The sequence below is a fragment of the Leptospira sanjuanensis genome, assembly GCF_022267325.1.
Classification (GTDB): domain Bacteria; phylum Spirochaetota; class Leptospiria; order Leptospirales; family Leptospiraceae; genus Leptospira; species Leptospira sanjuanensis.
Map to the genome: position 1 here is coordinate 2,327,299 of NZ_JAIZBG010000001.1, position 25,281 is coordinate 2,352,579.

General features: G+C 46.5%; 21 protein-coding genes and 1 pseudogene. 9 read left to right on the forward strand and 13 right to left on the reverse strand.

The window, feature by feature from the left end:
* From LFX25_RS10545 to hisD, 6 genes are read right to left on the reverse strand one after another with little or no spacing between them, the layout of a single operon-like run.
* Positions 1–2,991 carry an LPS-assembly protein LptD gene (locus LFX25_RS10545; protein ID WP_238730200.1) on the reverse strand — a complete coding sequence of 997 codons (2,991 nt, stop codon included), beginning with the start codon at positions 2,989–2,991 and terminating at the stop codon, positions 1–3.
* Positions 2,992–3,031: 40 nt separating this feature from the next.
* A complete protein-coding gene (locus LFX25_RS10550) occupies positions 3,032–3,880 on the reverse strand; it encodes an undecaprenyl-diphosphate phosphatase (RefSeq protein WP_238730201.1) in 849 nt (282 codons plus the stop codon).
* A gap of 6 nt (positions 3,881–3,886) precedes the next feature.
* Positions 3,887–4,618, reverse strand: coding sequence for a lipoprotein LipL31 (locus tag LFX25_RS10555; protein WP_118955832.1), 732 nt, complete (start codon positions 4,616–4,618; stop codon positions 3,887–3,889).
* Between the two features lie 47 nt (positions 4,619–4,665).
* The gene (gene mfd / locus LFX25_RS10560; RefSeq protein ID WP_238730202.1) at positions 4,666–8,244 is read right to left on the reverse strand and encodes a transcription-repair coupling factor; all 3,579 of its coding nucleotides are present in this window, start codon (positions 8,242–8,244) and stop codon (positions 4,666–4,668) included.
* Positions 8,241–9,098 (reverse strand): pantoate--beta-alanine ligase, encoded by an 858-nt coding sequence (gene panC, locus LFX25_RS10565; protein ID WP_238730203.1) that lies wholly within the window; start codon positions 9,096–9,098, stop codon positions 8,241–8,243. Before panC ends, mfd begins: the two co-directional genes overlap by 4 nt.
* A gap of 15 nt (positions 9,099–9,113) precedes the next feature.
* The gene (gene hisD, locus LFX25_RS10570; RefSeq protein ID WP_238730204.1) at positions 9,114–10,394 is read right to left on the reverse strand and encodes a histidinol dehydrogenase; all 1,281 of its coding nucleotides are present in this window, start codon (positions 10,392–10,394) and stop codon (positions 9,114–9,116) included.
* Positions 10,395–10,495: 101 nt separating this feature from the next.
* On the opposite strand from hisD, the gene LFX25_RS10575 reads away from it, so the two are divergent.
* On the forward strand, positions 10,496–11,257 hold the full coding sequence (locus LFX25_RS10575) for an exodeoxyribonuclease III (RefSeq protein ID WP_238730205.1): 762 nt from the start codon (positions 10,496–10,498) through the stop codon (positions 11,255–11,257).
* A 321-nt stretch (positions 11,258–11,578) separates the two neighbouring features.
* On the opposite strand, the gene LFX25_RS10580 is transcribed toward LFX25_RS10575, so the two are convergent.
* A complete protein-coding gene (locus LFX25_RS10580) occupies positions 11,579–11,833 on the reverse strand; it encodes a hypothetical protein (protein WP_238730206.1) in 255 nt (84 codons plus the stop codon).
* Between the two features lie 304 nt (positions 11,834–12,137).
* Between LFX25_RS10580 and LFX25_RS10585 the strand changes: the two genes are divergently transcribed.
* Complete coding sequence (locus LFX25_RS10585) at positions 12,138–12,524, forward strand: DUF302 domain-containing protein (RefSeq protein ID WP_238730207.1); 387 nt, start codon at positions 12,138–12,140, stop codon at positions 12,522–12,524.
* A gap of 70 nt (positions 12,525–12,594) precedes the next feature.
* Here the strand turns inward: LFX25_RS10585 and LFX25_RS10590 are convergent, their stop codons facing one another.
* Complete coding sequence (locus LFX25_RS10590) at positions 12,595–13,047, reverse strand: hypothetical protein (protein ID WP_238730208.1); 453 nt, start codon at positions 13,045–13,047, stop codon at positions 12,595–12,597.
* A gap of 300 nt (positions 13,048–13,347) precedes the next feature.
* Here LFX25_RS10590 and LFX25_RS10595 point away from each other — a divergent pair, with 300 nt between their 5' ends.
* Together LFX25_RS10595 and LFX25_RS10600 are read left to right on the forward strand one after the other, a co-directional pair.
* Positions 13,348–14,475, forward strand: coding sequence for an AraC family transcriptional regulator (locus tag LFX25_RS10595; RefSeq protein WP_238730209.1), 1,128 nt, complete (start codon positions 13,348–13,350; stop codon positions 14,473–14,475).
* A gap of 103 nt (positions 14,476–14,578) precedes the next feature.
* A complete protein-coding gene (locus LFX25_RS10600) occupies positions 14,579–15,436 on the forward strand; it encodes a sterol desaturase family protein (protein ID WP_238730210.1) in 858 nt (285 codons plus the stop codon).
* Positions 15,437–15,633: 197 nt separating this feature from the next.
* Here LFX25_RS10600 and LFX25_RS10605 read toward each other — a convergent pair whose 3' ends face one another.
* Positions 15,634–16,524, reverse strand: a complete 891-nt coding sequence (locus tag LFX25_RS10605) for an alpha/beta fold hydrolase (RefSeq protein ID WP_238730211.1) — start codon at positions 16,522–16,524, stop codon at positions 15,634–15,636.
* A 227-nt stretch (positions 16,525–16,751) separates the two neighbouring features.
* Here LFX25_RS10605 and LFX25_RS10610 point away from each other — a divergent pair, with 227 nt between their 5' ends.
* Positions 16,752–18,140 carry a glycerate kinase type-2 family protein gene (locus LFX25_RS10610; protein ID WP_238730212.1) on the forward strand — a complete coding sequence of 463 codons (1,389 nt, stop codon included), beginning with the start codon at positions 16,752–16,754 and terminating at the stop codon, positions 18,138–18,140.
* On the opposite strand, the gene LFX25_RS10615 is transcribed toward LFX25_RS10610, so the two are convergent.
* A complete protein-coding gene (locus LFX25_RS10615) occupies positions 18,137–19,129 on the reverse strand; it encodes a GGDEF domain-containing response regulator (protein ID WP_238730213.1) in 993 nt (330 codons plus the stop codon). The genes LFX25_RS10610 and LFX25_RS10615 overlap by 4 nt on opposite strands.
* A 138-nt stretch (positions 19,130–19,267) precedes the next feature.
* Here LFX25_RS10615 and LFX25_RS10620 point away from each other — a divergent pair, with 138 nt between their 5' ends.
* The 3 genes from LFX25_RS10620 to LFX25_RS10630 all read left to right on the forward strand — a co-directional run bounded on the left by LFX25_RS10620 (position 19,268) and on the right by LFX25_RS10630 (position 20,652).
* The gene (locus tag LFX25_RS10620) at positions 19,268–19,672 is read left to right on the forward strand and encodes a hypothetical protein (protein ID WP_238730214.1); all 405 of its coding nucleotides are present in this window, start codon (positions 19,268–19,270) and stop codon (positions 19,670–19,672) included.
* 67 nt (positions 19,673–19,739) lie between these two features.
* Complete coding sequence (locus LFX25_RS10625) at positions 19,740–20,207, forward strand: four-helix bundle copper-binding protein (protein ID WP_238730215.1); 468 nt, start codon at positions 19,740–19,742, stop codon at positions 20,205–20,207.
* A gap of 13 nt (positions 20,208–20,220) precedes the next feature.
* Entirely contained in the window at positions 20,221–20,652 is a 432-nt protein-coding gene (locus LFX25_RS10630) for an LIC13259 family plasminogen/vitronectin/complement-binding protein (RefSeq protein WP_238730216.1), read from the forward strand.
* A gap of 38 nt (positions 20,653–20,690) precedes the next feature.
* Here the strand turns inward: LFX25_RS10630 and LFX25_RS10635 are convergent, their stop codons facing one another.
* From LFX25_RS10635 to LFX25_RS10645, 3 genes are all read right to left on the reverse strand, one after another.
* Positions 20,691–22,127, reverse strand: a complete 1,437-nt coding sequence (locus tag LFX25_RS10635) for a histidine kinase dimerization/phosphoacceptor domain -containing protein (RefSeq protein ID WP_238730217.1) — start codon at positions 22,125–22,127, stop codon at positions 20,691–20,693.
* Between the two features lie 18 nt (positions 22,128–22,145).
* On the reverse strand, positions 22,146–23,198 hold the full coding sequence (locus LFX25_RS10640) for a sensor histidine kinase (RefSeq protein ID WP_238730218.1): 1,053 nt from the start codon (positions 23,196–23,198) through the stop codon (positions 22,146–22,148).
* Positions 23,199–23,792: 594 nt separating this feature from the next.
* Positions 23,793–24,251 (reverse strand): peptidylprolyl isomerase, encoded by a 459-nt coding sequence (locus tag LFX25_RS10645; protein WP_135575012.1) that lies wholly within the window; start codon positions 24,249–24,251, stop codon positions 23,793–23,795.
* Between the two features lie 191 nt (positions 24,252–24,442).
* On the opposite strand from LFX25_RS10645, the pseudogene LFX25_RS20945 reads away from it, so the two are divergent.
* Positions 24,443–25,177, forward strand: a pseudogene (locus LFX25_RS20945) (adenylate/guanylate cyclase domain-containing protein); the annotation flags it as partial.
* Between the last annotated feature and the right edge of the window lie 104 nt (positions 25,178–25,281).

Here is a 25,281-nt window from a genome sequence, read left to right on the forward strand (position 1 = left end):
TCAAGGGTTCTCCGATGTGATTCCAGCGCGGTCCCCGGCTTGGAACGGACGTTTTCTGAAACGGAACAGACGGACTCTTGTCAGCTCCGAAGAATCCTGTTGACCCAAAGAGAAGTCGGTGATCGAAATCGAAAAGAATACGGACTGATCGTAAAAGGAAACAAGTCCGTCCGTTCTTCCTCCAGGAACCGCACGCAAATCCATGCTGTAACCGAGACGGAAGTTCGCCGTATGAAGATTGTATTTGATCGTCCCCATAAAACGGTTGATATTGAGCGCCGTGTTCTGTCTCGCTCCGTTTCCGTTGACCCCGGTTCCGTCGATCAAATCCCTTTGCAAATTGGTCCGATCCAAGTTGATCGATGCGACCGAAGTAGTCGGATCGTTTCCATAATAGAACGTATCATACGTATTTCCAACCTGATTCGTATATCTCCAAGGCTGACTGACCCTCGAATCGAGTTCCGCCTCGATTCCCAAATGTCTGGTAAAATCCACATTCGCCTTAACGAACACGCGATAACCGTCCAAAATGGGACTGTTGTACACGTGATACCAGGTTCCCCCGAGTTCCAATTCCCGGATCAAACGAATGAACGGAAGCGTAAATCCCCCCATCTTGTACGAAGCGGTAAAGCTGTTGGAAAGAGGTTTCGCTTTCGGATTGTGGTGAACGTAGTCGTTGTTGATGAAAAGTCCCGAGTAAAAGCTTCTTTTCTTTTCCAAGAGAGAGGCTCGTTTCGGTCGAAACCCGTCCAAGAAGTCGAAGTAACCGGAAAAACGCGCCACCGTAAAATACCAGCGTTCCGCGTCCGTAGGCTGCGGTTTGTATTCCGGAGAAAAGTTCCGAAGGTCGCGGATCGTGCGGATCGAGATTTCGAAATTCTCCAGAGCGTAACTTTCCAAGGAAAGTTCGAGTTCGTGTTGCCTTGTTTTGGCAAGAATCGGGTCCTGCAGTTCCGGTTTATACGCTTCGAGTTTTCGGTACGTCGCATTAAAAAAGATCAATGGAATCCCGAACCGCAGGTTGGAGGAAGTTCGTACGTATTCGTACGATTCGCGAGCGAGATAACGTTCGAGAGAAGTGAACGAATTATCCGTAACTCCCGTGACGGCCGCGTTGTTTCGGCTCGTCGCGGATTGTTTTTTCGCTCCGATAAACGCGTTCGGAGTAAAGGTAAGATAACTTCCAAGGTTGAGAGTGGTTCGTAAACCAGATTCACCCTGCGTGAAATATTGAGTCCGTAAAACGTTCTCCCTGTAATTTCCCCAAGGATCCTGATACGAACCGTCTAAAGTCGGGATCTGCAGATTCTCGCGCGTGGGAACGCCGTAATATCTGAGAATCATGTTATTCAAATATACGTCCCAATACACGGCCGAGTTGAAATACGGAATCCTTCCGATTTCGGAAGAGTTTCGGATCGTAGTCGTAGGCAATACGTCCACGGTCGGAAAATATCCGGACTTATCCGCCGGATTGAGAATGTAATACAGAAGGTTCCGCTTCATTCCCACGTTAATGGAAAGATCGCCCCGGTTTTCGGTGTAATCGAACTTCCATTCGAGAGTGTTTCGGATAAAACCGAGGCGAACGTTTCTCGCGGTATAAAGCGACTGAAGAGTGTTCGCGGGTTCGTATCGGTTTCCGTATTCGTATTCAAAAAGTCTGTTGGAGTAATTCTCGTATTGAAAACTGAGGTTTCGCGTAACGTCTTTTTCCGTGTTGTGGAATTTGGAATTCAACATGATTCTTCCTTTCCACCAAGGTTCAACGTCCTGGCCCGTCTTACGCGCAGGATTATTCGGATCGTAAGGAAACAACGCCCCCTTGTCCACTTGATTGGTGACAGCCGTCGTTCCGATTCCGAAGTTGTGAAACCGATCCTCGTACGCGCCGGAGATCTGATAATTTCTATGATTCGCATAAGCGACATCGATCAAATAATTCAACGCCGGACTTTGTTTCCACATTTCCAAGTGAAACGCTTGTCCGGTCTTTTCGTAAAAATCGGCCCGGACCTTGTAGCCCATCGGTGCGAATGCAAAGGAAGGCATAACGGACCACTGATAGGAGTTCTGCAGGAACAAACCTTGCGTATTGTTCTTACCGGCTTGGGTGATCCATCCGTTTCCTAAGTTGCTGTTGTAAAGAAAAGGAAGCCAGAGAACGGTCGTACCTCCGACCTGATAACGCACGTTCGTCGCCATTACGGTTTTGTCGTCGTAGATATAAAGACGGTTTACCTTAAAGGAATAATGGGGTTTTTCCGCGTTACAAATCGTAAAGTATCCCATCTCCAAAGCGTAACGTTTGTCGTCCAGCTTCTTCAGTTTTTCTCCGATAAAGTGAGCCGGCGCAAACGTTCCCTTCGTTTTATACACGACCCCTTTTTCCAAACGGAAATCATAGATGAACTTATCCCCTTCCACGATCGCACGACCGTCTTTGTAGATAATTCCGCCTTCCGCGTAGATCTCCTGACGTTCGCTGTCCACGGTGATCGTTTCGGCTTCGATCGAGCCGGAACGGAGTTTCAGACGAACTCGGCCTCGTAAAACAAGAACGCCCGACTTATTCTTATCCACCTGGAGAAGTTCCCCTTCGGACGCGTTTTCGATCGAAATCGGAAGCGCTTTTTTCTGTTGAGGCAACGCCGACAACGGATCCGCGGCAACGGGAAGGGATTCTTCCAAAGCAGCGCGAAGACGTTTTCTTCTGCTGAACAGCGAACCGTCTCTTGTTAAACCGAGGGATAATAAAAGATCGTCCACTTCCCTGTCCGGAAGCGTATCGATGGACTTACCGAGAAGTCGGTTCTTGGCTCTCAGGATCGCGAGTTTCTTATCGTCTCCGAGAGAAGAAGAAGGGCCTTGTTCCGGAGTTCCCGCCCCGCCCGTGATAAACCGGAGCATCTGTTCTTCCGTCTGCGCAAAGATCGGCGCCCCGAGCAACATCAAAAACAGAATTAGAGTTATACGGAGGCGCATTCCGAGTACCGGTGTCAGATTATTCTCGTGAATTCAATTTTCATCTCATAAATTGAGTGAAAACGAGAACGCCGACCCCCAATAGAATTCTGTAAACCCCGAAAGCGCTAAACGAATGTTTTTGCAGATAACGCAAAAACCAACGGATCACCAAGGTGCAAAGAAGAAAGGAAATTAGAAAACCGAACGCCAAAACGGGAATCGTATCTCCGTTTAAGATGGAACGGTACTTATACAGTTTATAAATTCCCGCGGCAAGCAAAACGGGAACCGCAAGAAAAAAGGAGAACTCCGCGCTGCTCTTCGTATCTTTTCCTAAAAAGCGCGCTGTGATGATCGTCGCCGCGGAACGGGACATCCCGGGAACAAGAGCCATACATTGAAAGATTCCGATCAGGATCGCATCCTTAAAACCGACCGGTTTGCGCTCACTGCTTCCTTGTCTTTTGTGAAAGAACCATTCGGCCACGAGAATCAAAATTCCTCCGAAGATCCAAGCTCCCGCGAGAATCGATAAAAGATCCGGTCTCGCTTTGATCGTATCCAGAAATTTCTTTGCGGCAAAACCGGCGACCATGATCGGAAACGCACCGATCAAAATCTGAAGTACGAAATGAAATCCTTCCGAATCGGAATCTTGTTTCGTAATATAACGAAACGAAGAAACGATATGGGAGGAAAATCGGGCGCGATACAAAAACAGAACCGAAAGAATCGCACCGCTTTGGATGAAAATATCGAAAAGGTCGTCGAACTCGATTCCGAAATGCTCTCCGCTAAACGGAAAGAAGGAACTGAATAAGAACAGGTGTCCCGTGGAGGACACCGGTAGAAATTCGGTGATCGCCTCAATGATGCTTCTCAGAAAGGCGTTCAGATAATGATTCAAGGGAGTTTACTGTCCGGTCGTTTTCGGAGTTTCCGTTTTCGGAGCTTCAGTCCCGGTAGCAGGAGCTTCTTCTTTCTTATCGGTCGCGCTCGCTCCGATTTTTCTTTTTAAGAACGCTTCCAGATCGAACTTGTCATTGTGTTTGATCGAAACTTGTTCTTTGATTCTTTCGAGAACCTTAGGAAGAATTTCCTGAGACTTGTCTTTTTTCAACTTCGCTCTTGCGAAAAGAATACAACGATCGATCGGAAGAGAACCGATTTGCGGTTCTTTCGCGCGGAGTTTTTGACATTCTTCCATCGCTTCTTCTTCGGAGATCTTGATTTTGCTTTCCACGAGGTGCATCACATACAATTGAGAAACGATCTGCATCTCTTGAAACTTGAGAATCTTTTTGATGTCGTCGCGTTTGGTAAAACCGTCTTTTTCGGCCGCGATCGTTGTGATCATCATATCTCTATACTGATCGTAAAAATTCTTTTTTTGGAACTGATAGTTCAGGGCCCTCATCTGCTCCGGAACTTCGTTGATGTCCTTGGAGATGAACTCGAGAAGATTTTCTTTCTCGATGTTTTGCACGCGGCTCATTGCGTCGATGGCAACGTTGTAAGTATCTTCAAAACTGTTTACGGTGATTTTGTTTCCGTCGAGTGTTTCAATCACTTCGGAGTTGTCTCCGCAGCCCGCAAAAGCGGCCGTCAAAAGAGTAATAAAAATAAGAAGTATGTTTTTTTTCATCGGACTTTCGGTTCCTGTGCAAAGGATAGGATTCGGGGTCGGATCGTCTATACTTTTTTGGAAGGAAGCATTGACGAAAGGAGAAAGATCAAAGTATCGAGTTTTTCCTTTTCGGATTTTTTTCCAGTCTGAAAAATCAGCACGTTCGGCTCTCTCGGATTCAGAGTCAGACCGGTTCTCGCGGAAATCAACTGGATGATTTTCACGTTATCTCCACGGAAATAAGAACCGGACTTCATCTTAATTTCGTCCTTCATCTCCGTAACGGACTCGAAACCCAAATTGGATGCGAGGGTTCGGATCTTTTCCAAAAGGATAAAGGTTTTTGCATCTTCGGGAGGTTCGCCGAAACGATCCGTCATCTCTTCGGTTACTTCGTCGATCTCTTCGAGGTCCCTTGCGCCTTCGAACTTTTTATAGAATTCGATCTTCTGTCTTGTATCGCCGATGTATGTTTCCGGAAGAAAGAAGTTCGTGTTGAGCGTCACGGACGTCCGCACTTCCACGGCGACTTCTTCTCCTTTGATTCTCGCGATCGCATCTTCGAGCATACGAACGTAAAGATCGAATCCTACTTCCATAATGTCGCCGGATTGTTCCTTTCCGAGAAGATTTCCCGCACCTCGGATCTCGAGATCCCGCATAGCGACCTTAAAGCCGGAACCTAACTCCTGATATTCGTAGATCGTGTTCAGACGTTTTTCGGCTTGTTCGGTTACGATTCGATCCTTGGGAAGAAGCATATACGCGAAGGCTTTGCGGTCGCTTCGTCCCACTCTTCCCCGAATCTGATAGAGCTGCGATAAACCGAAGAGATCCGCGCGTTTTACGAACAGAGTATTCACGTTCGGCATATCGATTCCCGATTCGATGATCGTCGTCGTAACCAAAATGTCGTATTTGCGGTTGTAAAAATCGAGAAGGGTTTCTTCGATTTCATCCTCCGTCATTTGTCCATGCAGAACTCCGATCGAAACCTCGGGAACGATTTCGTTCAGATATTTGGTTTCCTGTTCGATCGTTTCGACGCGGTTGTAGAGATAAAAAACCTGACCGTCCCTTTGGATCTCGTTTCGGATCGCGTCCGCAATCAGATCCTCGTCCTCTTCAAGAACGTAGGTTTCGACCGACTGACGGTTCTTAGGCGGAGTCGCGATGATGGAAAGTTCGCGGATTCCCGTCAAAGCCATGTGGAGGGTTCTGGGAATCGGAGTCGCGGTCAAAGTCAAAACGTCGACGAGGTTTTTGAACTTCTTGATCGCTTCCTTGTGATTGACCCCGAATCTTTGTTCCTCGTCGATGATGAGCAAACCCAGATTTTTCGGTTTGAGTTTGGAGGAAAGAATGGCGTGTGTTCCGATGACCATATCGATTTTTCCGAGGCTGAAGTCGGAAAGAATGTCCCGTGTTTCGGCGGCGGTTTTGAATCGGGAAACGAGTTCCACGCGAAGGGGATAGTTTTCGAAACGGCTTTTGAACGTATTATAATGTTGTAATGCTAAAATCGTGGTGGGCGCGAGCATCATGATCTGACGGCCCGCCATCGCGACCTTGAACGCCGCGCGGATCGCGACCTCGGTTTTTCCGTAACCAACGTCGCCGCATACGAGACGATCCATCGGCCTCGGAGATTCCAGATCCCGTTTGACCGCTTCGATCGCGTCGATCTGATCGGGAGTTTCCTCGTATTCGAACTCCGCTTCGAATTCTTCCTGATAAATCGTGTCGGGCGGAAATGCGTACCCCTGAAGTTTCAAACGATTGGAATACATCTGCACGAGATCTTCCGCAAGAGCCTCGACAGCCTTTTGAACCCGGTCCTTGGTTTTTTTCCAAGTGCTTTTACCGAGACTGTCGAGACGCGGGGATTCCGTTCCGCCGATATAACGTTGCACCAAAGAAATCTGATCCAAGGGAACGAAGAGAGAATCTCCGCCCGCGTATTCCAGTTTGAGAAAGTCCCTTTCCTTACCGCCCGCGTTGGTCCGCTCGATTTTTAAGAACTTCCCGACCCCGTGGTTGATATGAACAACGTAATCCCCTTCCTTTAAGTCGATAAAACTCTGAAGAGCCTTGCTGTTCTGTTTTTTAAAACGGGTTTTACGTTTGTATTCCCGGCCGAAAATGTCGTTTTCGGAAAGAATTAGAATTTTCTGATGTTCGAATAGAAACCCGTTTCTGAGTTCGGACAACACGAGAAACGCGTCCGACTTGTGTTTTTCCAGATGAAACGGAACTGGTTCGGTCGAGTCTTCGTTTAACAAAACGATCCCTTCCTTTTCGAAAAGACCCTGAAGACGTTTTGTCTGCGCTTCGAAGGAAGAGGTCAAAACGATCTTCCAACCGCCTTCGTTACGGAGTTCCGCGATCTTTTCGCGGACTTCCCGGATCTTGCCTTTGAACGCGGGAGCTTCCTTCAAAGGAGAAACGAGATCGTTTCCGTTTCGAGGAGGAAGGCCGATGAACGATAAACCGATCGATTCCGAAAGAACGCGGCGTTCTTCTCCAAAGGACAAAAGATTTTCGGGAGGCGCGCAAAGAATTTCCTTAGAACGTTTTTCGAACAAGGAAACGTATTCCCGTTCGAGGTGAAGCAATCTTTCCTTCACGGAGTTCGGCGACGGAAAGAGGATCACAGGAGGTTGGGGAAAGTAGGAAAGAATTCCGTGATTCTCCCGTACCAATGGGACGAGTTCTTCGTAATAGATTCCGTAGTTGGCTTCCGGAATTTCGGGAAGATGCAGGGACGGATCGGCGGACTTTAGAAGATTCTGATATTCTTTTTTTTGTCCGTCCGAAAGAATATATTCGTCCGCGGGAAGGAGGATCGCTTTGTTCAGATCCGCGACGGATCTCTGCGTGTCCGGATCGAAGGTTCGAATCGATTCGATCTCCTCTCCGAACAAATCGATTCGCACGGGTTCCTGCGAATACGAAGAATAAATATCCAAAATACCGCCTTTGAGACTGAACTCGCCGAAGGTTTCACAAACGTCCGCGCGTTTATAACCGAGATCGATAAGCCCGATGAGAAGAGTTTCGAGATCGATCTCTTTTCCCTTCTCAAGAGTAATCGCTCTTCCCTGCATCGTTTGCACGGGAGGAAGCGTTTTTAAAAAACCGGCTACGGAAGTAAAGATGAGCGCCGGTTCTCCGCTCAAAATTTTGGCGATCGCTTTGATACGTTCTCGTTTCATCTCGGCGGGATAACGAAGATATTCGTACGGAAGGACTTCCTGACCCGGAAGATAAATCAGATCGGATGCGGGAAGAAAACTCAAGGATTCCCTGTATAAAAACTCGGCGGCGGTATTGTTTTCGGAAACGACCACGATCGTACGATGGATTTTTTGAAATAAGGAAGAAGCTAGTATGGAATGACTTCCCGCAACGACCGAATACACGTTACCCGCAACCGAAAGATCCACGGAAGAATTCTCCGCCGTATCGGAAGATCGGGCTTTTACGGAGGCGCTTTTTGCCGAAGCCGAACCGTCGACTCCCGAAATTTCGGATTCCTTTTTAGAACCTGCTTTCGTCTTCGACGCGACTTTCGTTTTCGAACCCGCGGAAGGTTCGAACTGAGAAAATAATTCCTTCCCGATGATCCGTAAAAGATCTTTCATGCGGACGCGACACTCAGAGTTACGTTGTCGATCAAACGTACGGGACCGAGAAACACGGCAACCGCGAGCAGAATATTTCCTTCCAAGGTTTCCAAAGGTTCCAGAGTATCCGCATTCAAAACTTCCAAATAATCCAAACGGATCTTGGAGGAAGAATCCAAAACGTCCTTCATGATGTCCCGCACCAGAACGGGATCTTTCATTCCGGAAAGAATCTGGGTTTCACCGAGTTTCAACGCCCTTGAAATCAAGAGGGATTCTTCCTTTTCTCCCTCGCTGAGCCGCGCGTTTCGGGAACTGAGCGCAAGACCTTTGTCCGAGCGGATTGTGTCGCAACCGATCACTTCGACGGGGAACGCGAGCGTTTTGCAGAACTCGCGGATGAGCAGATATTGCTGATAATCCTTTTTGCCGAAAAACGCGAGGTTCGGCTGCACGAAATGAAAGAGTCTCGAAATCACGAGAAGAACTCCTTCGAAATGGCCGGGCCTCGAAACCGCGCATAAGTTTTTCATCAAATGAGGAATCTGCAAGAGTACGTCCGGAATTCCTCCGGGATACATCGTTTCCTGATCGGGCAAAAACACGAGATCCACTTTTTTCGATTCGCAGAGTTTGAGATCTCCTTCCGTATTGATCGGATATTTCGCGTAATCCTCGGGATCGTTGAACTGAGCGGGATTTACGAAAATCGAAACGACGGTTTTATCGGCTTTGGAAACCGATTCGTCGAACAAGGTCGCGTGTCCTTCGTGGAGAAATCCCATCGTGGGAACGAAACCGACCGTCAATCCTTCTGCCTTCCATCGGAGGACTTGTGCGGAAACTTCTTCTGGGGTTTTACAGAGAATCATAAATTTTGAATACAATCAAGTTCTAATTTTTACGGAGGTTCCGTGTTCTTCGTCCAAACCTTCGAACTCGGAAAGAACCTTCACGTGCGGATACAAATCCTTCAAAGAATCCCGCGACACTTCCTGCCAGGTCACGCGTTTCAAAAACGTCGCAACTCCGAGAGAGGAATAAATTCTCGCGGCACCCGCGGTCGGAAGGATGTGATTGGTTCCGCTGATATAATCCCCCATCGCCACCGGAGAATAATTGCCCAAAAAGACGGAACCGGCGTGACGGATTTTTTTCAGATCCTCCCGGTAATTCTTGGTTTGGATTTCGAGGTGTTCGGGCGCAAAAAGATCGGAAAACGAAAAACATTCTTCTAAATTAGGAAACACGAATATTCTTCCGTTGTCTTCGATGGACTTCCGTTTCATTTCGCCGCGTTTCGGACGTTCGTGCAGGGCCTTCTCCACTTCTTCGGCGACTTTTTGCGCCAAAGATAAAGAATCGGTGCAAAGAATCGCGACAGAATCTTCTCCGTGTTCGGCTTGCGATAAAAGATCGGCGGCGACCCAGGTAGGATTTGCGGAATCGTCCGCGATGACTAAAACTTCGCTCGGACCTGCGGGAGAATCGATTCCGATCACTCCTTGTCCGCTTAAAAAAACTTTCGCCGCAGTCACGAACTTACTTCCCGGTCCGATGACGAACTCGGAAGCGGGAATCGTTTCGGTTCCGTATGCGACGGCCGCGATTCCTTGCGCGCCCCCCGCTAAGATGATTCGATCCGCGCCGGCGATCTTGGCCGCGGCGATCAGTCCGTCCGGTAATCCGCCTTGTTGCGGAGGAGTAACGATCTGAATGTTTTTTACGCCGGCGAGTTTTGCGGGAATCACTCCCATCAAAATCGTGGAAGGATACAAAGCCTTTCCGCCGGGAGCGTAAACGGAAACCGATTCCACGGGAGTATGACGAATTCCCAATCGATTGCCGTGAACCGTGATTTCTTTGTCTTCCGGAATTTGAATCTTATGAAAGGCCTGGATGTTTTCAGCGGCCTTTTGAAGGGCATTCTCCAGATCGGAATCGATCTTAGGATGAAGGGAAGAGAGTTCCAAAACGAAAGAATCGGGAACCGTTCCGTCGAACTTACGCGTATAATCTCGAAGAGCCGCGTCCCCTCGTTTTTGGACGTCCTCGATGATCGGTTTTACGAGGTTCAACGTGGAACTCAGATCTTCTCGGGCCCGTTTTAATACCGGGTCCAAAATCGTACGATCCTTTAAACTGACTTGTAGAATTGGAATCGACATCTCTCAAAAACCAGGATTTCCGAAAGAACTGTTCCTGCATCTGAAATTTCTGGAAAAAACAATTGCCCGTCAGAAGAATTCGTTCAGTTTACGATTTGCCTATGAAACTCATCTCCCTCAATTGCAACGGAATCCGTTCTTCCTTGGAAAAAGGATTGGCCGATTACATTCAAGCTACAAAACCCGACTTCATCTCGTTTCAAGAAACGAAGGCCATGCAGGAACAGGTTTCCCCTTTTTGGGAAGAATTGGGTTATACTCCGGTCTTTAACAGCGCGGAAAAGAAAGGTTACAGCGGAGTCGCGATTCTTTTTAAAAAACCTCCGCAAAAGATCACTCTCGGAATCGGGGATTCTTTTTTCGATAAAGAAGGAAGAAGCATCTATCTCGAATATCCGGACTTCGCTTTGTGGAACTTATACTTCCCTTCCGGAACGACGGGTGACGTGCGTCAAAACGCGAAGATGAAATTCTTGGACCTCTTTCAAAAAGAAGCCGCCAAACGCAGAAAAAAACAACCGAACATCATCGTTTGCGGAGACGTGAACATCGCCCATACTCCGCAGGACATTCACGATCCGAAAGGCAACGCGAAGAGCAGCGGGTTCTTACCCGAAGAAAGAGAATGGCTGAGCGGATTTTTAAAGCAAGGCTGGGTGGATACGTTTCGTTATTTGAATCCGGACAAACAGGAATATTCGTGGTGGACGTTTCGCGCCGGAGCCCGCGCCAAAAACAAGGGATGGAGAATCGACTATTTCTTTGTTACGGAAGAATTGAAAAAGAACGTCAAAAGTCATTCCATCTACAGGGACAAACCTCTTTCCGATCACGCTCCTCTTGAATTCGAAATTCAGCTTTAACGGAAAGGATTGGAGCGTCGTCAAGGGAAATCCGCGGATTTTGTCGGAACCTTTGAATCATGCGGATCATCCGAACGATTTGGGAAAATGTAGGAACTACCACAAGATTCGAAAATTTCCGAAGTATTCGAAACTGAAAATGCCGTGGGAACTCATACGAAACGAAAAAAAAACGGATCCGTCCGCAGAAATGTAGGAACTACCACAACAACCGAAAATTTCGGAAATGCCCGGAACGAAAGCACGCCGTGGGAACTCCTACAAATCGAAGCAGTACGACAAAGCTCACCCTCCGGTTTTTAAAACGGATCGGATCTTCCACTATCTATTTCTACGAGGACGGTCCTTCGTGCGGTTCAAATGATCTTTGCATCCGGCGGAAAGTTGGGCTTCATTTTTGAGAAGACAATCACGCACCGCCCCTCTTCTTCGATCGACGTCCTTACAGAATTTTTCACGATCCTCGAAACAAGGACTTCCTTTTTGACCCATTCCCGGACCGCCGCCCCCGGATCGTTGGGCCGAAAGACCCCAAACCGCAACAAGCAACGAACACAAAATCAAAAAACGTTTCATAGGATTCTCCTGATAAAAAGGTTGGATTGAAAAACCGGAAGAAGCCCGCACCCGCCCCTCCGGTCCGTCCCAAAACGTTTCCGAATCGCGAGATGGATTCACGAGTTACGTCGTGAGAAGGAGGATCGGAGAGGAAGCACGGAACCTAAATATGCCTTGAAAAAGAAAGAATGTCAATGTCGAAATCGCCAAAACCCCTTCGGCTCGAATTGACATTTATCAAGGAAACGAACTCTAAAAAATCAAGTCGGAAGAATGATATGCAGCAATTCTGATATTCGAATCCTAAGAAACGGAGGAAAAAATGAAATACATCGTAGAATCAAAAAAGTCCGTAGAAGAATGCGTTCGGGATTTGGAAAAAGAGGTCATCGAACGAAAATACGGAGTTCTCCACATCCACAATCTAAAGGAGACGATGAAAAAGAAGGGAGTGGATTTCGCGGAAGAATGCAGGATTTTGGAAGTCTGCAATCCTCACAAAGCGAACCAGGTTCTAAGCGAGGATATGGAAATGAATCTTGTGCTTCCGTGTCGAATCTCCGTTTATTCCGAAAGGGGAAAAACAAAAATCGGAATGATCAAACCGACTTCTTTGTTAGGTCTTTTTTCGGATTCGCGGAAACTTTCGGAAACCGCAAAACAAGTCGAGGACGATCTAATAACGATCATCGAAAATTCAAAAAATTGAATCCTTTTCCGATTCGTCGCCGATCGAAAAAAAAAGGACGCCCGATTGCGTCCTTTTTCGACTCGTTTGCTTATCCCGCTTTTTTGGGAAACTCGGGGATCTCGATCTTCCAATCTTTGAGATCCACGGGAAATTTCGGTAAGAATTTTTTAACCAGTCCGATCGCATCCGATTCGAACAAAAGCACATTATCCGTAATTCTTTCTTGAGACTTGGAACGGACGATTTTCTTTTCGGTAATCGTCCCGTGCAATAAAATCGGATCTTTCCAAAAAGGAATTCTTACTTCTAAGGTTGCGGATTCCCCGACACTGTCGGGATTGAAACGTCCGAGATTGAGGCTCATGGACGTGCCTTCCCAGCCGCCGATTTCCGCGGAATAATTACCGGTTTTACTATGAACTTCCAAGGGGATGCGAACGGATTTAACCGATTCCTTTACGGAATCCTTGAAATCTTCGATCATTTTTTCGAGCATTTGACGCCTCCCTTCTAAGGAGAAGAGAACATTATTTTGTCCCATTATCTTTTCCTATTAGACGTTGTGCGATGCAACAATAAAATAAAGTTTGTCCAACGATTGCATTTCCCAACGGATCCATTCTTTCAAAAACAACTGAATTCTTTCTTTTTTTCATTCTTTCGCTTCTTTTTAAACTTAATCGATTTGAACCCAAAACCAACAAAGTAGAACACTTCTTTCGATCCGGTTCCAAACCGGTTCGGTTCCATTGTCGGTCGAATCGACCGCTCTTTTTATAGCCCGAAACGATTAGTTTTGCTTTCCATCGGAAATACCTGAGTTATCCTACGAAAAAGATCCATGCTTGCTATTTTACCCGGAGATCCAGACACCAATTCCGTTCTTTCCGGCTTTGTCGGTTTTACGTCGGCGCTTTCTCTTCTGTTCGTGTTGGGTGAAATTCCTCTCGCTCTCAAAGGAAGAAGAAACCGGATTCTTTTGATTTTATTCGGCGCCGTGTTCATCTTTCAAGTGCACGCGTATCTTTTGATCAGCAAAAACATCCGATTCGTCCCGCATCTGTACGCGGTTCATCTGCCTCTGGCGGTTTTGTTCGGTCCGCTTTTGCGTTCTTACATTTCCAATCTTTGGGAAGAAGAGAATACGATTCCCCTCTTTCGTTGGATGGATCTGATTCCGTTTTTAGGAATTCTCGTTCTTTTGACTCCGTTTTATCTTTCTTCGGAAGAATACAAACTCGAGTGTTTGCGGCAATCCGTGGAAGGCCATTTTTCCTGGGATATCCGCCTTGGAATCGCGATCATGTCGATTACCCTTCTCGGTTATCTTTTGAACATCAGTTGGAATCTGATTCAAAGAATCCGTTGGACCACTCTTTATACTCGTCCCGAAATCCGTTTGATTCTTTTCATTCTCGCTGTCGCGGTTTCTTCCTCCGCATTGGGTTTATCCACGAGCATCCAGCAAACCGGAGTCGTTCGTTTGGAAATTTCCTCCATTTTGATCGGAATTCTTTTGTGCGGAATCTACATCATGCGCCAGAGCCATCCCGAAATTTTCAGTGCGGTTAAAAAGATCGTCGAGGAAGAACGGAAATACAAAACCACGCAGCTCGGATCGGTGGATCTGGAATCTTTGGAACGGAATCTGAACATTCTTATGGAGGAGAAAAAAATTTACAAAGAAGAGAATCTCGGACTCGCGAGGCTCGCCGAAGAACTGGGAATTTCTTCCCACCAGCTTTCGGAATACTTGAATCTTCACTTAAAACGAAGTTTTTTCCAACTCGTCAACGGATATCGAATCGCGGAGGCGAAACACCTTCTCCTACATTCCCCGAAAGATACGGTTCTTTCGATCGCGTATCAGGTCGGATTTCAGTCCAAATCCTCGTTCAACGACGCGTTTCGCAAAGAATCCGGTTTGAGTCCGACCGAATTTCGAAAAAAAGGAAATTCTAAGACCTGATTGATAAGTCAGGTCGTTTTTTTCCGACCGTTTCGACCAAGTCGGACGATTTGATTCGAAAAAAACCGTAAACTAATCCTAAGTCAATCGAGGAGATTCTTTCATGAATCCAGTTCAGTGTGAGTTAGTTTTAGATTGCGTCCAAAAAATCGGACTCTTTCAATTTTCAATGAACGTCGTGCGTTATTACCCGATCGCGGGTTTGGCCTTTTTGATCCTTTACGTTTGGAAGAAGGATTTCTTTCACCGTTTCCGAATCCAATCGGTTTATCCGAAAATGGATAAGATCAAAAACGAATTCAAACAATCCGCGGTTACCCTTTTCGTTTTCACGATCATCGCGACTACGAACATCGTAAGCGCGAGAATGGGTTTGATTCCGAACAACGTGTATTTCGGCGACTACTCGGCTCACGGCGGAATTCCGTATATGATTCTTTCCTTTGTATTGATTACGATCTGGCACGAAACCTGGTTTTACTGGGCGCACCGGTTTATGCACCATAAAAAAGTGTATTCCAAGGTTCATTCGGTGCATCACCAATCGGTGAACCCTTCTCCCATCGCAGCGTATCACTTTCATTTTCTGGAAGCTTTCTTGGAAGGAATTTACATCGTGTTTTTTGTTCTTTTCATTCCGATCCACTTTCACGTCCTTCTCTTTCACACATTCTACGCGATGATTCTAAACATCTGGTGGCATCTGGGATACGAGTTTTTTCCGAAAAACTGGACGAGACATCCGATCTTAAAGTGGATCAACACTTCCACACATCACAACCTCCACCACCAAAAGTTTCACGGAAACTACAGCCTTTACTTCAACTTTTGGGATCGTGTGATGGGAACGAACTTTCCGTATTACGAAGATTACTTCGAATCGCTCGCGGACAAACGTTCCGAAAAAGGAACGACGTCCAATCCGAAGATTCAGTGGTCGGAAACTCCGGCGGAAGGTTAAACAAACCGCATTCAACCGACTCAAACTTACGAAACACATCTTGCCGCGACCCGCAAAGGCGCGGCTTTTTTACGTTTACGATCCGAACAAATCGCCGATTTACGATAAAATATACTTCCGCTTCGGAAGAATTCATCCGCTTTTTCGGAACGGGTTTTCTAGCGCTGACGGTTTCCCGTTTCTAGAATATTCGTTTTTTATAATTTTAGAAAAGAGGCGATTTCGTTAGCCACCGTTCCGGCCGCTTCCAAAGGAAGAAAATGTCCCGCCTTCGGAATCGTCTTAAATAAAACACGGGAAAAAAATTCCGATTCCAATCCTTTATAAACCGAAGGAGAAATACATTCGTCTTTTTCTCCCGCGAGAACCAAGGTCGGAACGGAAATTTTATGAAACACCAATTCTCGACTCGAATTCCAAAGACCGAAATTCCCCGGGGTCAAAAGTCCCCGGTAATATCCGAGAGCGGTCGTCAGGTGTTCCGGAATCTTTAAATTCGCGGAAACTTCCCGAAACCGATCCTCCGGAATTTTCCAACCCGGACTCCAATCCTCCCAAAGTCGGCGCAAGAGATCGTTTTTCAACAATGCGGATTCCGGAATACCGGCGCGAAGTTGGAAGAACAGAATATACCAGCTTCGTACGATCTGAGAAGGATACGACGCCAGATTTTTAAGATATGTGGGAAGCGGAGGAACAGAAAGAGCGACTAACGCGTCGATCGATCCCGGAGAAAGATTGGCGAACGCATACGAAGCGATCGCGCCCCAATCGTGACCGACCACGATCGTTTGTCCGGGTTTGTGTTTTGCCTTGAGCGATTCGACGATGAACTTCAAATCTCCCGCGAGTTCCGCGATGCTTACGGTCGTCGAAAACGGAACGCTGGAACCGGGAGAATAACCGCGCATATACGGAGCGACGCAGGTAAAATCCTTTTTGGAAAAGAATTCCATCAGTTCCTTCATGGAACCGGCGTCGTCCGGAAATCCGTGAAAGAAAAAGATCAGATTTTTTCCCTTCCCCAAACTCAAATATTTGTATTCTCTTTCTCCGTTTTTTAGGGAAGATGTTTCGATTTCCGACATGAAATTCCTCGATGTTTCGCGCTGTGAACCGCGGCGTCTAACGTTTCCGTGAGGGACTACATTCGGGTTTTGAAAGCAGATGTCAACGGAAATCGTTTTGCGGTTTTTGTCCGCTCGGGAACGAGCATTCCGCGTATCGAGGTTGAACCGGCTTCTTCAATCGGTCGGCGCATCCGAATCGGAAAAATGTTTCTTTTTTCGGAAATCGGTTCAACTTGGAAAATCGTATGCCCGCTCTTTCTTGGAACGAAACTTCGAACTTGGATTTGAATTCTCCCCGTTCCGTTTTGTTTCATTTGGGAAGAATTGCGATCCGCAGTTCTTTACCCGGTCCCGCGGTGAGGCGTTTTCTGGAATCCAACCGGCCTTCGGGAAGAATCGTTCTTTTTTCGATCGGCAAGGCCGCCGAACCGATGGCGGCGGCCGCTTACGAACTTCTGGAATCTCAGATTTCCGGAGGATTGATTCTCACCAAATACGGACATTTATCCGGAAATCAATTTCCTAAACTGGAGATTCTCGAAGCGGGACATCCCGTCCCGGATGCAAACAGCATCGCCGGCGGAAAAAGAATTTTAGAACTCTGCGCATCCTTACAACCGGAGGACACGGCGCTCGTTCTTTTATCCGGAGGAGGTTCGGCCTTGTTGGAAGTCCCCGCTGCGGGACTTAGTTTGGAAGATCTAATCGTTTGGAACGAACGCCTTCTGGAGAGCGGTGCGGATATCCGCGAAATCAATTCGATTCGAATTCTTCTTTCGGAAATCAAAGGCGGCGGACTTCTTTCCAAAATTCTTCCTGCAAAATCGATCACTCTGATTCTTTCCGACGTACTCGGAGACGATTTATCCAAGGTCGCGTCCGGACCCACGATTCCTTCTAAAATCGATCCGAATTCCATTTTCAGAATATTCGAACACTATCATTTACCTTCGGATTCGAAAATCAAATCGCTTCTTGAAAAAAAAATCCAGCAATCAAAGGCGATCTCCTCCTTTGAATCCGATAGAGATTCTCCGAAACCCGATCCATCTCCCCGCGATTTTTCCTTTTCAAGCGAAGACTCCGAATCGCAATCGAAACGTAATTCAGTCCATTGTATCGGAAACATTCGACTTGCGCTCGAATCGGTACAAACCGAATGCAAAAAACGGAATATTCCGATTTTATTTCTCACTTCCTGCTTGGATTGCGAAGCGAAGGAAGCCGGATTCTTTTTGGGATCGATCGCGAAGGAAGCCGTCTCCAATTCGAAAACTCCGCTCTTGATTCTCTGCGGAGGGGAAACGACGGTAACACACGACGGCAAAGGTAAAGGCGGAAGAAACCAGGAACTCGCGCTCGCGTTCGCCAAACAAATCGCAGGAGAATCCGGAATCACCCTCTTCTCCTTGGCGACCGACGGAAGCGACGGACCGACCGATGCTGCCGGTGCGATCGTGGATGGAACGACTTGGAACGGGATCTCACAAACGAACGATCCGAATTCCGCTTTACCAAATCATAATTCGTATGAAGCGCTCCGGTCGGCCGGAGCCTTGGTGTTTACCGGCCCGACGGGAACCAACGTAAACGACATACAATTTTTGTGGATTACTCCGAACGAGAAACGTTAGTCGCCTTGCGGATAAAACCGAAGACAATTTCTTCCCTCTTCCTTTGCGAGATACAAGGCCTTGTCCGCGCGCTCGATCAATTCCGCGATCGAGTTTTCGGGGCTAGGGCTGAGCGTCGCCATTCCGATGCTCAGCGTTACGATCGAATCGGTTTTGGAAGCGGAGTGCGGAATCGCGAGTTTTTCCACCTTTTCTAAGATGTTCCGGCTGACGACGACCGCGTTGGATTCGCTCGTTTCGGGAAGAATGATCGCAAACTCTTCCCCCCCGTAACGGGCCGCGACATCGCCCGCTCTTCTTGCACAATCCCGGATCGCGGCTGCGACCTGCTTCAAACACTGATCCCCGCCTTGGTGACCGTACGTATCGTTGTAGAGTTTGAAATGATCGATGTCCAACATCAAAAGCGCGACGCTCGTTCCCGTTCTCCAACAGCGTTTCCATTCCGTCGCGAGAACCTCGTCGAAGTATCTTCGATTGTAAAGTCCGGTCAACGCATCCGTTCTCGAAATCGCGACGAGATACGCGTTCACTTCCTGAAGCTGATCGGTGAGTTTTTCCAACTCCTTCTCCCGTTCCTTTCTGCGAGTCATCTCTTCGAACAAACGAAGAGCGGAACGAACCCGAGCCAAAAGTTCGGTTCCGTCAAACGGCTTGACCACGTAATCAATCGCGCCCGAATCGAACGCTTCCTGAAGAACGTTCGCCTCTTTGAGAGCGGTAATCATGATGACGGGAATGTCTTTGAGTTCGTCCTTTTCTCGGATCATCTTGAGAATTTCAAGCCCCGTAATCCCGGGAAGTAGGATGTCCAAAAGTATCAGGGAAAATTCTTTTTTAGGAGGATCATCGGTTTTCAAACTGAGCCAATCGATCACTTCATCGGGAGACTGACTCGTCTGCGTATCCTTGTAGCCGGACTTGCGGAGAATTCCCTGCATCAGCATACAATTCTCTTGAGCATCGTCTAAAATCAGAATCGAATTCATCACGGATTTTTCTCCTCGGTTTTTCGAAATCAGCCGAGCCTGGAAGGATCAAAGCTCCGTCGAATTCGCAATGAAATCAAACGAATTTTTTAAAAACTTCTTGCCGGAAGCTTCCGTTGGAGAAGTCTAAGGGGAGGAATGAACCGAAAAGCGAAACGTTTGGCTGCTTTTTTCGGCGCGACCGGTTTGACAGTCGCGTTGGTTTGTTTTACCGTGATGCTTTCCGGAAATCGCTGCCCTGCGTGGGCGTCCGCAAATCCGGCGGTTCAAAACGATCTTCCTCCTTGTCATCAAGCGGAAAAGGCAAAAGATCCGGTTCCTGCCTGCTCTTCCTGCGACTTGGTCGTTTCGCAGGAATCCGTCCATCTCCCATCCCCGGAATTGGATAGAAATTATTTCTCGGTTCTTTCTTCGATCCGGAACGTGTTCCCTCCTTCGTTCGGAAAATTTCTCGTTTTCCGTACGGCCGATTCGAGAAGCTCGAAATACGACTCCCAAAAATCCGTTCTCATCTCGATTTCCTCGGTACGACTTCTGATCTGATCCTTCTTTTCCCTTTCCGACTTCGTTTTACAATCGACTCAAATTTTAGAAAAAAGGAATATTCAATATGTTAACTAGAAAAGAACTCATCACACAATCCGCGGCGCTTCTCGCGTTCGCATCCGCCGGATCTCTTTTAGCGAAAGAATCCAGTCACAAACACCACGAAGCTCCGGCAAAGAAGAACGACAAACCGACTTCTAAAAAGGTCGATCGAAAGACCTTGGAGGCCGCGAACAAGTGCATCTTAAACGCGGAGATCTGTCTCGCTCATTGCGAGGAGAATCTTTCCACCGGCGATACGATGCTCGCGGATTGTCTCAAAACCGTAAAAGACACGTTGGCTCTCTGCAAAGCATTCGTAAGTCTCGGGGCTTCCAATTCTGCGCTTACGAAAGAAGTCGCGGCGATCTGTATCAAAGCTTGCGAAGCCTGCGAGAAAGAATGCAGGGTCCACGAATCCCATCATGAAATCTGCAAAAACTGTGCGGATAGCTGCAAAGAATGTATCGCCGAACTGAAAAAAGTCGCGTAAGGAAAGAAATTAAATGAAACGGAAAACAATCCTCTTCTCCCTGATCCTGTTGTTCAATGTCGCTCTTTTGGATGCGAAGTCGATTTTACCCACGAGACCGACCGTTCTCGCCGAGTTGAATCAGATCCATCAGTCTTTTCTGAACGGCAAGGAAGTTGTCGCGGATAAACTGATCGCGGTCCTGCAACAAGAAGCGGCTCGCGATTCTTCCCTAACCCCCGCGCTCAAAGCCGCTGAAAAACTAAAAAGCGCGACCGAAGAAAAAGCGAAACTGGAAGCGTATTCCGAACTTTCGGAAGCGTTAAAAGAGTATATTCAAAAAGATGAATCCACCGGAATGCACGTTTTTTATTGCCCCATGGTCAAAAAGAAATGGATCGCTTCCGGAGACAAGATACAAAACCCGTACGATCCTTCCATGAAGAGCTGCGGAAAAAAAATCTAAACGACTGATCGGTTGCGGAAATCTCCGCAACCGATTCTCTACTTGTGCTCGTGTTCCGGAAAACGGATTTGAAATCGGGTACCCGGATGCAGTTTTTCCAATTCGAGTTTTCCCTGAATCTGTTTTGTAAGAATCGTCACGAGCTGCAATCCTAAGGTTTCATGATCCGGATTCAAGAATTCTTCCGGAATTCCTTTTCCGTTATCTTCGATCGCAACGGTAATCATTCCATCCTCCAACCGAGCGGTAAGTTTCAACGAGCCTTCCTGGTTCTCGGAGAACGCGTGTTTGATGGCGTTCGTCACAAGTTCGCATACGATCAAACCGAGGGAAATCGCTACGTCCATTCCGAGGATCAATCCTCTCGCGTCGATGGAGTGTTTGATCTTGGGATCGACACCGTAGAGATTCCATAAATTTTGCAGAAGCATATTCAGATAACTCTCAAAATCGACGTGGGAAAGATCCCTGGATTTATAGAGTTCGTTGTGGACCAAGGACATCGAAAATACGCGACTCTCCGTGTCCTTTAACAAACCGTATAGTTCTTTCGAAGTAAGATCGCGCGACATCGCGTTGTCCGCCTGTAGATTCAAAAGAGAAACCATGATTTGCATGTTGTTTTTGACTCGGTGATGAATCTCCTGAATCAGAGTATCTTTTTCGGCCAAAGACGCGAGAATCGATTCGCGATTGCGAACCATCTCGGTCACGTCGGTAATCACCGCCAGATCCAGAATCTGATTTCGATAACGAAATTTATACACGGTCGTATCCGCGATCAATTCTTCCCCGTTCTTCTTTTTATGGGTTATCGAAGCGGCACGGTTGACCCCGAATTGGAAGGAAAGAATTTCCCGTCTTACCGCTTCGAAGTTTTTTTCATCGAAGATATGAAGCACGTTCCTTCCGATCAGATCCCTTTCTTCGTAACCGTATTTTTCCAGAACCGCCTGATTCACTTCCAAAATCTCGAACGTATCGTGTTCGAATAAAAAAGCCGGATGCGGATTGTATTGAAAAAACAAACGATATCGTTCTTCGCTTTCCTGTTCGAAGACGTTCTTCCTTTCGAGTTCCAATGCGAGACGATTTCTTTCGTATGCAAAAACCAAGGAACGGCTCAACGAGTAAGAATCGAATTTTCCTTTGTAAACGTAATCCTGCGCTCCTATCTGCAATGCGTTGACTGTGATTTCTTTGTCTTCCGCTCCGCTGCAGATGATGACAGGAATCTGCGGAAACTTTCGTTTGATTTCGGATAACGCCTCCAAACCGGCTCGATCGGGAAGAGAAAGATCGAGTAGAACCAAATCGGGACTTTCTTTGGAAATGCTGGAAAGACCGCCGGAAAAATCCGCACTACGGCTGATTTGAAACGAAGGACTTTGAGACTCGCCCAAATATTCCTGAATCAGGCGATAGTCCGCATTCGAGTCTTCGATCAAAAGAACTGAAAAAGAATCTTTAAACATACAAAGGAAACTCTCTATCTATATTTGTTCTAACTGAAACTCTTTAGGAAAACGAATCAAAACTCCGAAACCTTCCGCTAAACCGGTTTCGATTTCCAAACTTCCTCCGTGAAGTTCCGCGATCCTTTTACAAAAAAACAAACCGGTTCCTTGTCCGGCCGACTCATTCGATTCATGAAATGTTTTGAATAAGTCGATGGAAGCTTTTTGCAACTTTTGTTCGAGCCCGATTCCGTTGTCTCGAACGCGAACCTTGTTCCATCCGTTGTCCATAGAACAAGAAACGGAAAGAATCAAAGCCTCTTTCGGTCGTTTGAATCGAATCGAATTGGAAAGAAGCTGCGTAAAAAGCTCCCGTAAAAGAAAACCGTTGCCAACGATCCGAGGAAAGATTCCTTCCACGGATATGTTCGCGTTCGCCGTTTTGAGATCGTCTTTGACGGGATCGAGAGAATCCCTCCAGACTTCTTCCAACGAAAGAGTTCGAAAGACGTTCTTTTCTTTTTCGATTCGTAAAAACGAAAGAAGAGATTGGATCCGATTCCAGAGACGCTCTCCGGCTTCTCTTGCGATCCGAAGAAACTCCTTTCCTTTCGGATTCAATTCGTTTACAAAGCGATCGGAAAGCAATTTTAGAAAGGCATTGTGATTTCGAATCGGTTCTTGTAGATCGTGATACAATCGGGAAACCAAGGCGGCGATTTCCTTTTCCTTTAGATTCGATTTTGTCGATTCCGTAAATTCGGAAATCTCTAAGAATAAAACGTCTTCGTTTCCGGATCGAACCCGAGTCAAAGAACCCCTTACGTATAATTCTTCCTGCGAAGAATTCAGGAATTGTTCCCGGAAAAATATCGGTTTTTCTAATTTAGAATTTTTGAATTCTTCCAAAAGAGAAGGATTTTGAAACTGCAAAACTCGATCCAGAGTTTGATTCTTCCCAACTTCTGAAAAAATTCCCAAACATCGATTTGCAAAAGAAGAATTGCACTTTATAATTCGCAACCCTTCATCCAAAACACCGATCGGCGTTTGCAGAAGATCGACCCACTGATATTCAGAATCAGTCACTTAGAAGGACTCCTGAAATTCTTCGCCTAAAAAAGACTCCGCCCACATTCAAAAGCCAAACCCTCGGTGTAATTCCAATGTTTGGAAACTACGATTCAAAAAAATTCCCAACACGATCTTTATTGACGTTAAAAAGTAGATATTTCGATAAAAATGTCAATCCTGGTTTTTTGTTTTCTTTCTTTTTTACGAATTTCAGAATATTCTTTTTTTCGAATTTACCTTCCTCTAAATCATTGGAAGTAATCCAAACTGCCTAATTGTATAGTTTATGACAAAATGAATTGACAAAACTCGGTTTGTTCCCGTGGGAAAAGCATTGAAGACAAAAACGAGAGAAAAGGATTTTCGATCAATTTCTTTCAAAAAGAAGCGAAAAAACGAAAAAGATTCAATCACTTATAGCGGTCGCATCGATGATTAGTATTCTAAAAAAGGAGTATAGATTCGTGCACAAAAGGAGCCAGATTATAATCAGAACGCTCCCGAGGCCGGGTGAGGAGGGAAATAAGTTATAGCTTTTGAAAGATTCAGTTTTTCTTATTTTAAAAAAATGAGCGACAAGTTTCTGGCCCGGTTGACCGGGCCAGGTTGTTATTCCGAAACGGTGATCGACTCGATCACAACCGACTTGGTGGGCTTATCTTGAAAACCGGTTTCGGTTTCCGAAATCGTTTCTACGATGTCCATTCCTTCGGTTACCTTGCCGAACACCGCATGACGGTTGTCCAAATAGAAATTATCTCTTACGTTGATAAAAAATTGCGATCCACCCGTGTTCGGCCCGGCGTTTGCCATAGATAGAGTGTATTTCGCGTTCTTTAGATCCTTGTGAAACTCGTCCTGAATTTTGTACCCCGGACCTCCGGTTCCGTTTCCTGTCGGACAACCGCCCTGAATCATAAAATTTTTGATAACCCTATGAAATGTAAGGCCGTTGTAAAATCCGTCTTTTGCTAATTTGATAAAATTTCCCGCAGTGATTGGAGCCCTTTCCTCGTCCAGATAGACCGAAAAATTTCCATAATTTGTCTTAAATACCGCAGTTGCCATGAGAGTTTTCCTCTATTTTAAGAATTCGTTCCCATTTTCCGAAACTAGAGTATAGCAGAAAGCGATTTCTTGCGAAAAACAAACAAAAACGCCGAATCAACTAATTATATTATAAAGAGGTGAATGACCGGAGAAAATAGAATATTCCTTACGGTGGAATTATTTTTTCCTGGATCAGAGAGTCTTCGTACATGTTAGAAATCAATCATCGTTATCTTCCATTCGGAACTTCGGGCGCTCTCCTATTTATTTCGGGGGCAAATTCCAAATCCCGGACCGATCTTTCCCTTCTTTCCGAAGAAATCGCAAAGAAAGAAATCGGCACGATCTGCGTCATTTCAAACGATCATTCGATCGATGCGGAAACGTTAGACTCCATTGATCCGCTCGTCACGGTTCTTTCGATTCAGATTCCTCCGGGCCCCGAAACCAACGACTCGGTGTTCGGCACCTTTTTGAAAATTCAAAAATTCTTGAAGAGAGGAAACCTTCTTTTCCTGATCGAATCGGATTGCGAATCCAGATTTCCTCTTTTTCTATCCAAACTTTTACTCGCGAGCGATCCTTCCCTCTCCGATTCAGAACTCGAAAGTCGGCTTTCCCGTTTCGGTTATTCGGCTCCGGACGGAGACCAAGCGGTTTTTCGGAAATTTCTTTCCAGACACAAGGACCCGCATTCCTTTCATGAAATCCCTCCGGGAGAATTTTCTGTTTCTTCCCATCTCGTTCGAGAAGGAAGACGTCCGTCCGCGTTAAAGTATAAGATTCAGTACGAGCCGGGCGTTGAAAATCTTACAAAGATCAAAGCGGTTCCTCTTACGGAAGAGGATCGTAAAATTCAGAAGGTCGGTTTCCAATCTTCTCCGATCCACGCGATCGAAATCGATGATCTGGATGAGGATCAAAAATTAAAAGAGATTCCCGTCGATCCGCCCCCGCATTCTTCTTCCGTAGCTACGGAAATTTCGCCTCCTCCCGTTTCGAATTCCAATCCGGCAACGGAAACCGAAACCGTTTCGGCAACCGTTTC

Coding starts and splice junctions, on each gene's coding strand:
- LFX25_RS10575 (WP_238730205.1), top strand. CDS start 10,496: ATGAAACTCATCTCCCTCAATTGCAACGGAATCCGTTCTTCCTTGGAA.
- LFX25_RS10545 (WP_238730200.1), bottom strand. CDS start 2,991: ATGCGCCTCCGTATAACTCTAATTCTGTTTTTGATGTTGCTCGGGGCG.
- LFX25_RS10555 (WP_118955832.1), bottom strand. CDS start 4,618: ATGAAAAAAAACATACTTCTTATTTTTATTACTCTTTTGACGGCCGCT.
- panC (WP_238730203.1), bottom strand. CDS start 9,098: ATGATTCTCTGTAAAACCCCAGAAGAAGTTTCCGCACAAGTCCTCCGA.
- LFX25_RS10635 (WP_238730217.1), bottom strand. CDS start 22,127: ATGTTTAAAGATTCTTTTTCAGTTCTTTTGATCGAAGACTCGAATGCG.
- LFX25_RS10620 (WP_238730214.1), top strand. CDS start 19,268: ATGAACCGAAAAGCGAAACGTTTGGCTGCTTTTTTCGGCGCGACCGGT.
- LFX25_RS10605 (WP_238730211.1), bottom strand. CDS start 16,524: ATGTCGGAAATCGAAACATCTTCCCTAAAAAACGGAGAAAGAGAATAC.
- LFX25_RS10590 (WP_238730208.1), bottom strand. CDS start 13,047: ATGGGACAAAATAATGTTCTCTTCTCCTTAGAAGGGAGGCGTCAAATG.
- LFX25_RS10595 (WP_238730209.1), top strand. CDS start 13,348: ATGCTTGCTATTTTACCCGGAGATCCAGACACCAATTCCGTTCTTTCC.
- LFX25_RS10610 (WP_238730212.1), top strand. CDS start 16,752: ATGCCCGCTCTTTCTTGGAACGAAACTTCGAACTTGGATTTGAATTCT.
- LFX25_RS10580 (WP_238730206.1), bottom strand. CDS start 11,833: ATGAAACGTTTTTTGATTTTGTGTTCGTTGCTTGTTGCGGTTTGGGGT.
- mfd (WP_238730202.1), bottom strand. CDS start 8,244: ATGAAAGATCTTTTACGGATCATCGGGAAGGAATTATTTTCTCAGTTC.
- LFX25_RS10645 (WP_135575012.1), bottom strand. CDS start 24,251: ATGGCAACTGCGGTATTTAAGACAAATTATGGAAATTTTTCGGTCTAT.
- LFX25_RS10630 (WP_238730216.1), top strand. CDS start 20,221: ATGAAACGGAAAACAATCCTCTTCTCCCTGATCCTGTTGTTCAATGTC.
- LFX25_RS10600 (WP_238730210.1), top strand. CDS start 14,579: ATGAATCCAGTTCAGTGTGAGTTAGTTTTAGATTGCGTCCAAAAAATC.
- LFX25_RS10615 (WP_238730213.1), bottom strand. CDS start 19,129: ATGAATTCGATTCTGATTTTAGACGATGCTCAAGAGAATTGTATGCTG.
- LFX25_RS10585 (WP_238730207.1), top strand. CDS start 12,138: ATGAAATACATCGTAGAATCAAAAAAGTCCGTAGAAGAATGCGTTCGG.
- hisD (WP_238730204.1), bottom strand. CDS start 10,394: ATGTCGATTCCAATTCTACAAGTCAGTTTAAAGGATCGTACGATTTTG.
- LFX25_RS10625 (WP_238730215.1), top strand. CDS start 19,740: ATGTTAACTAGAAAAGAACTCATCACACAATCCGCGGCGCTTCTCGCG.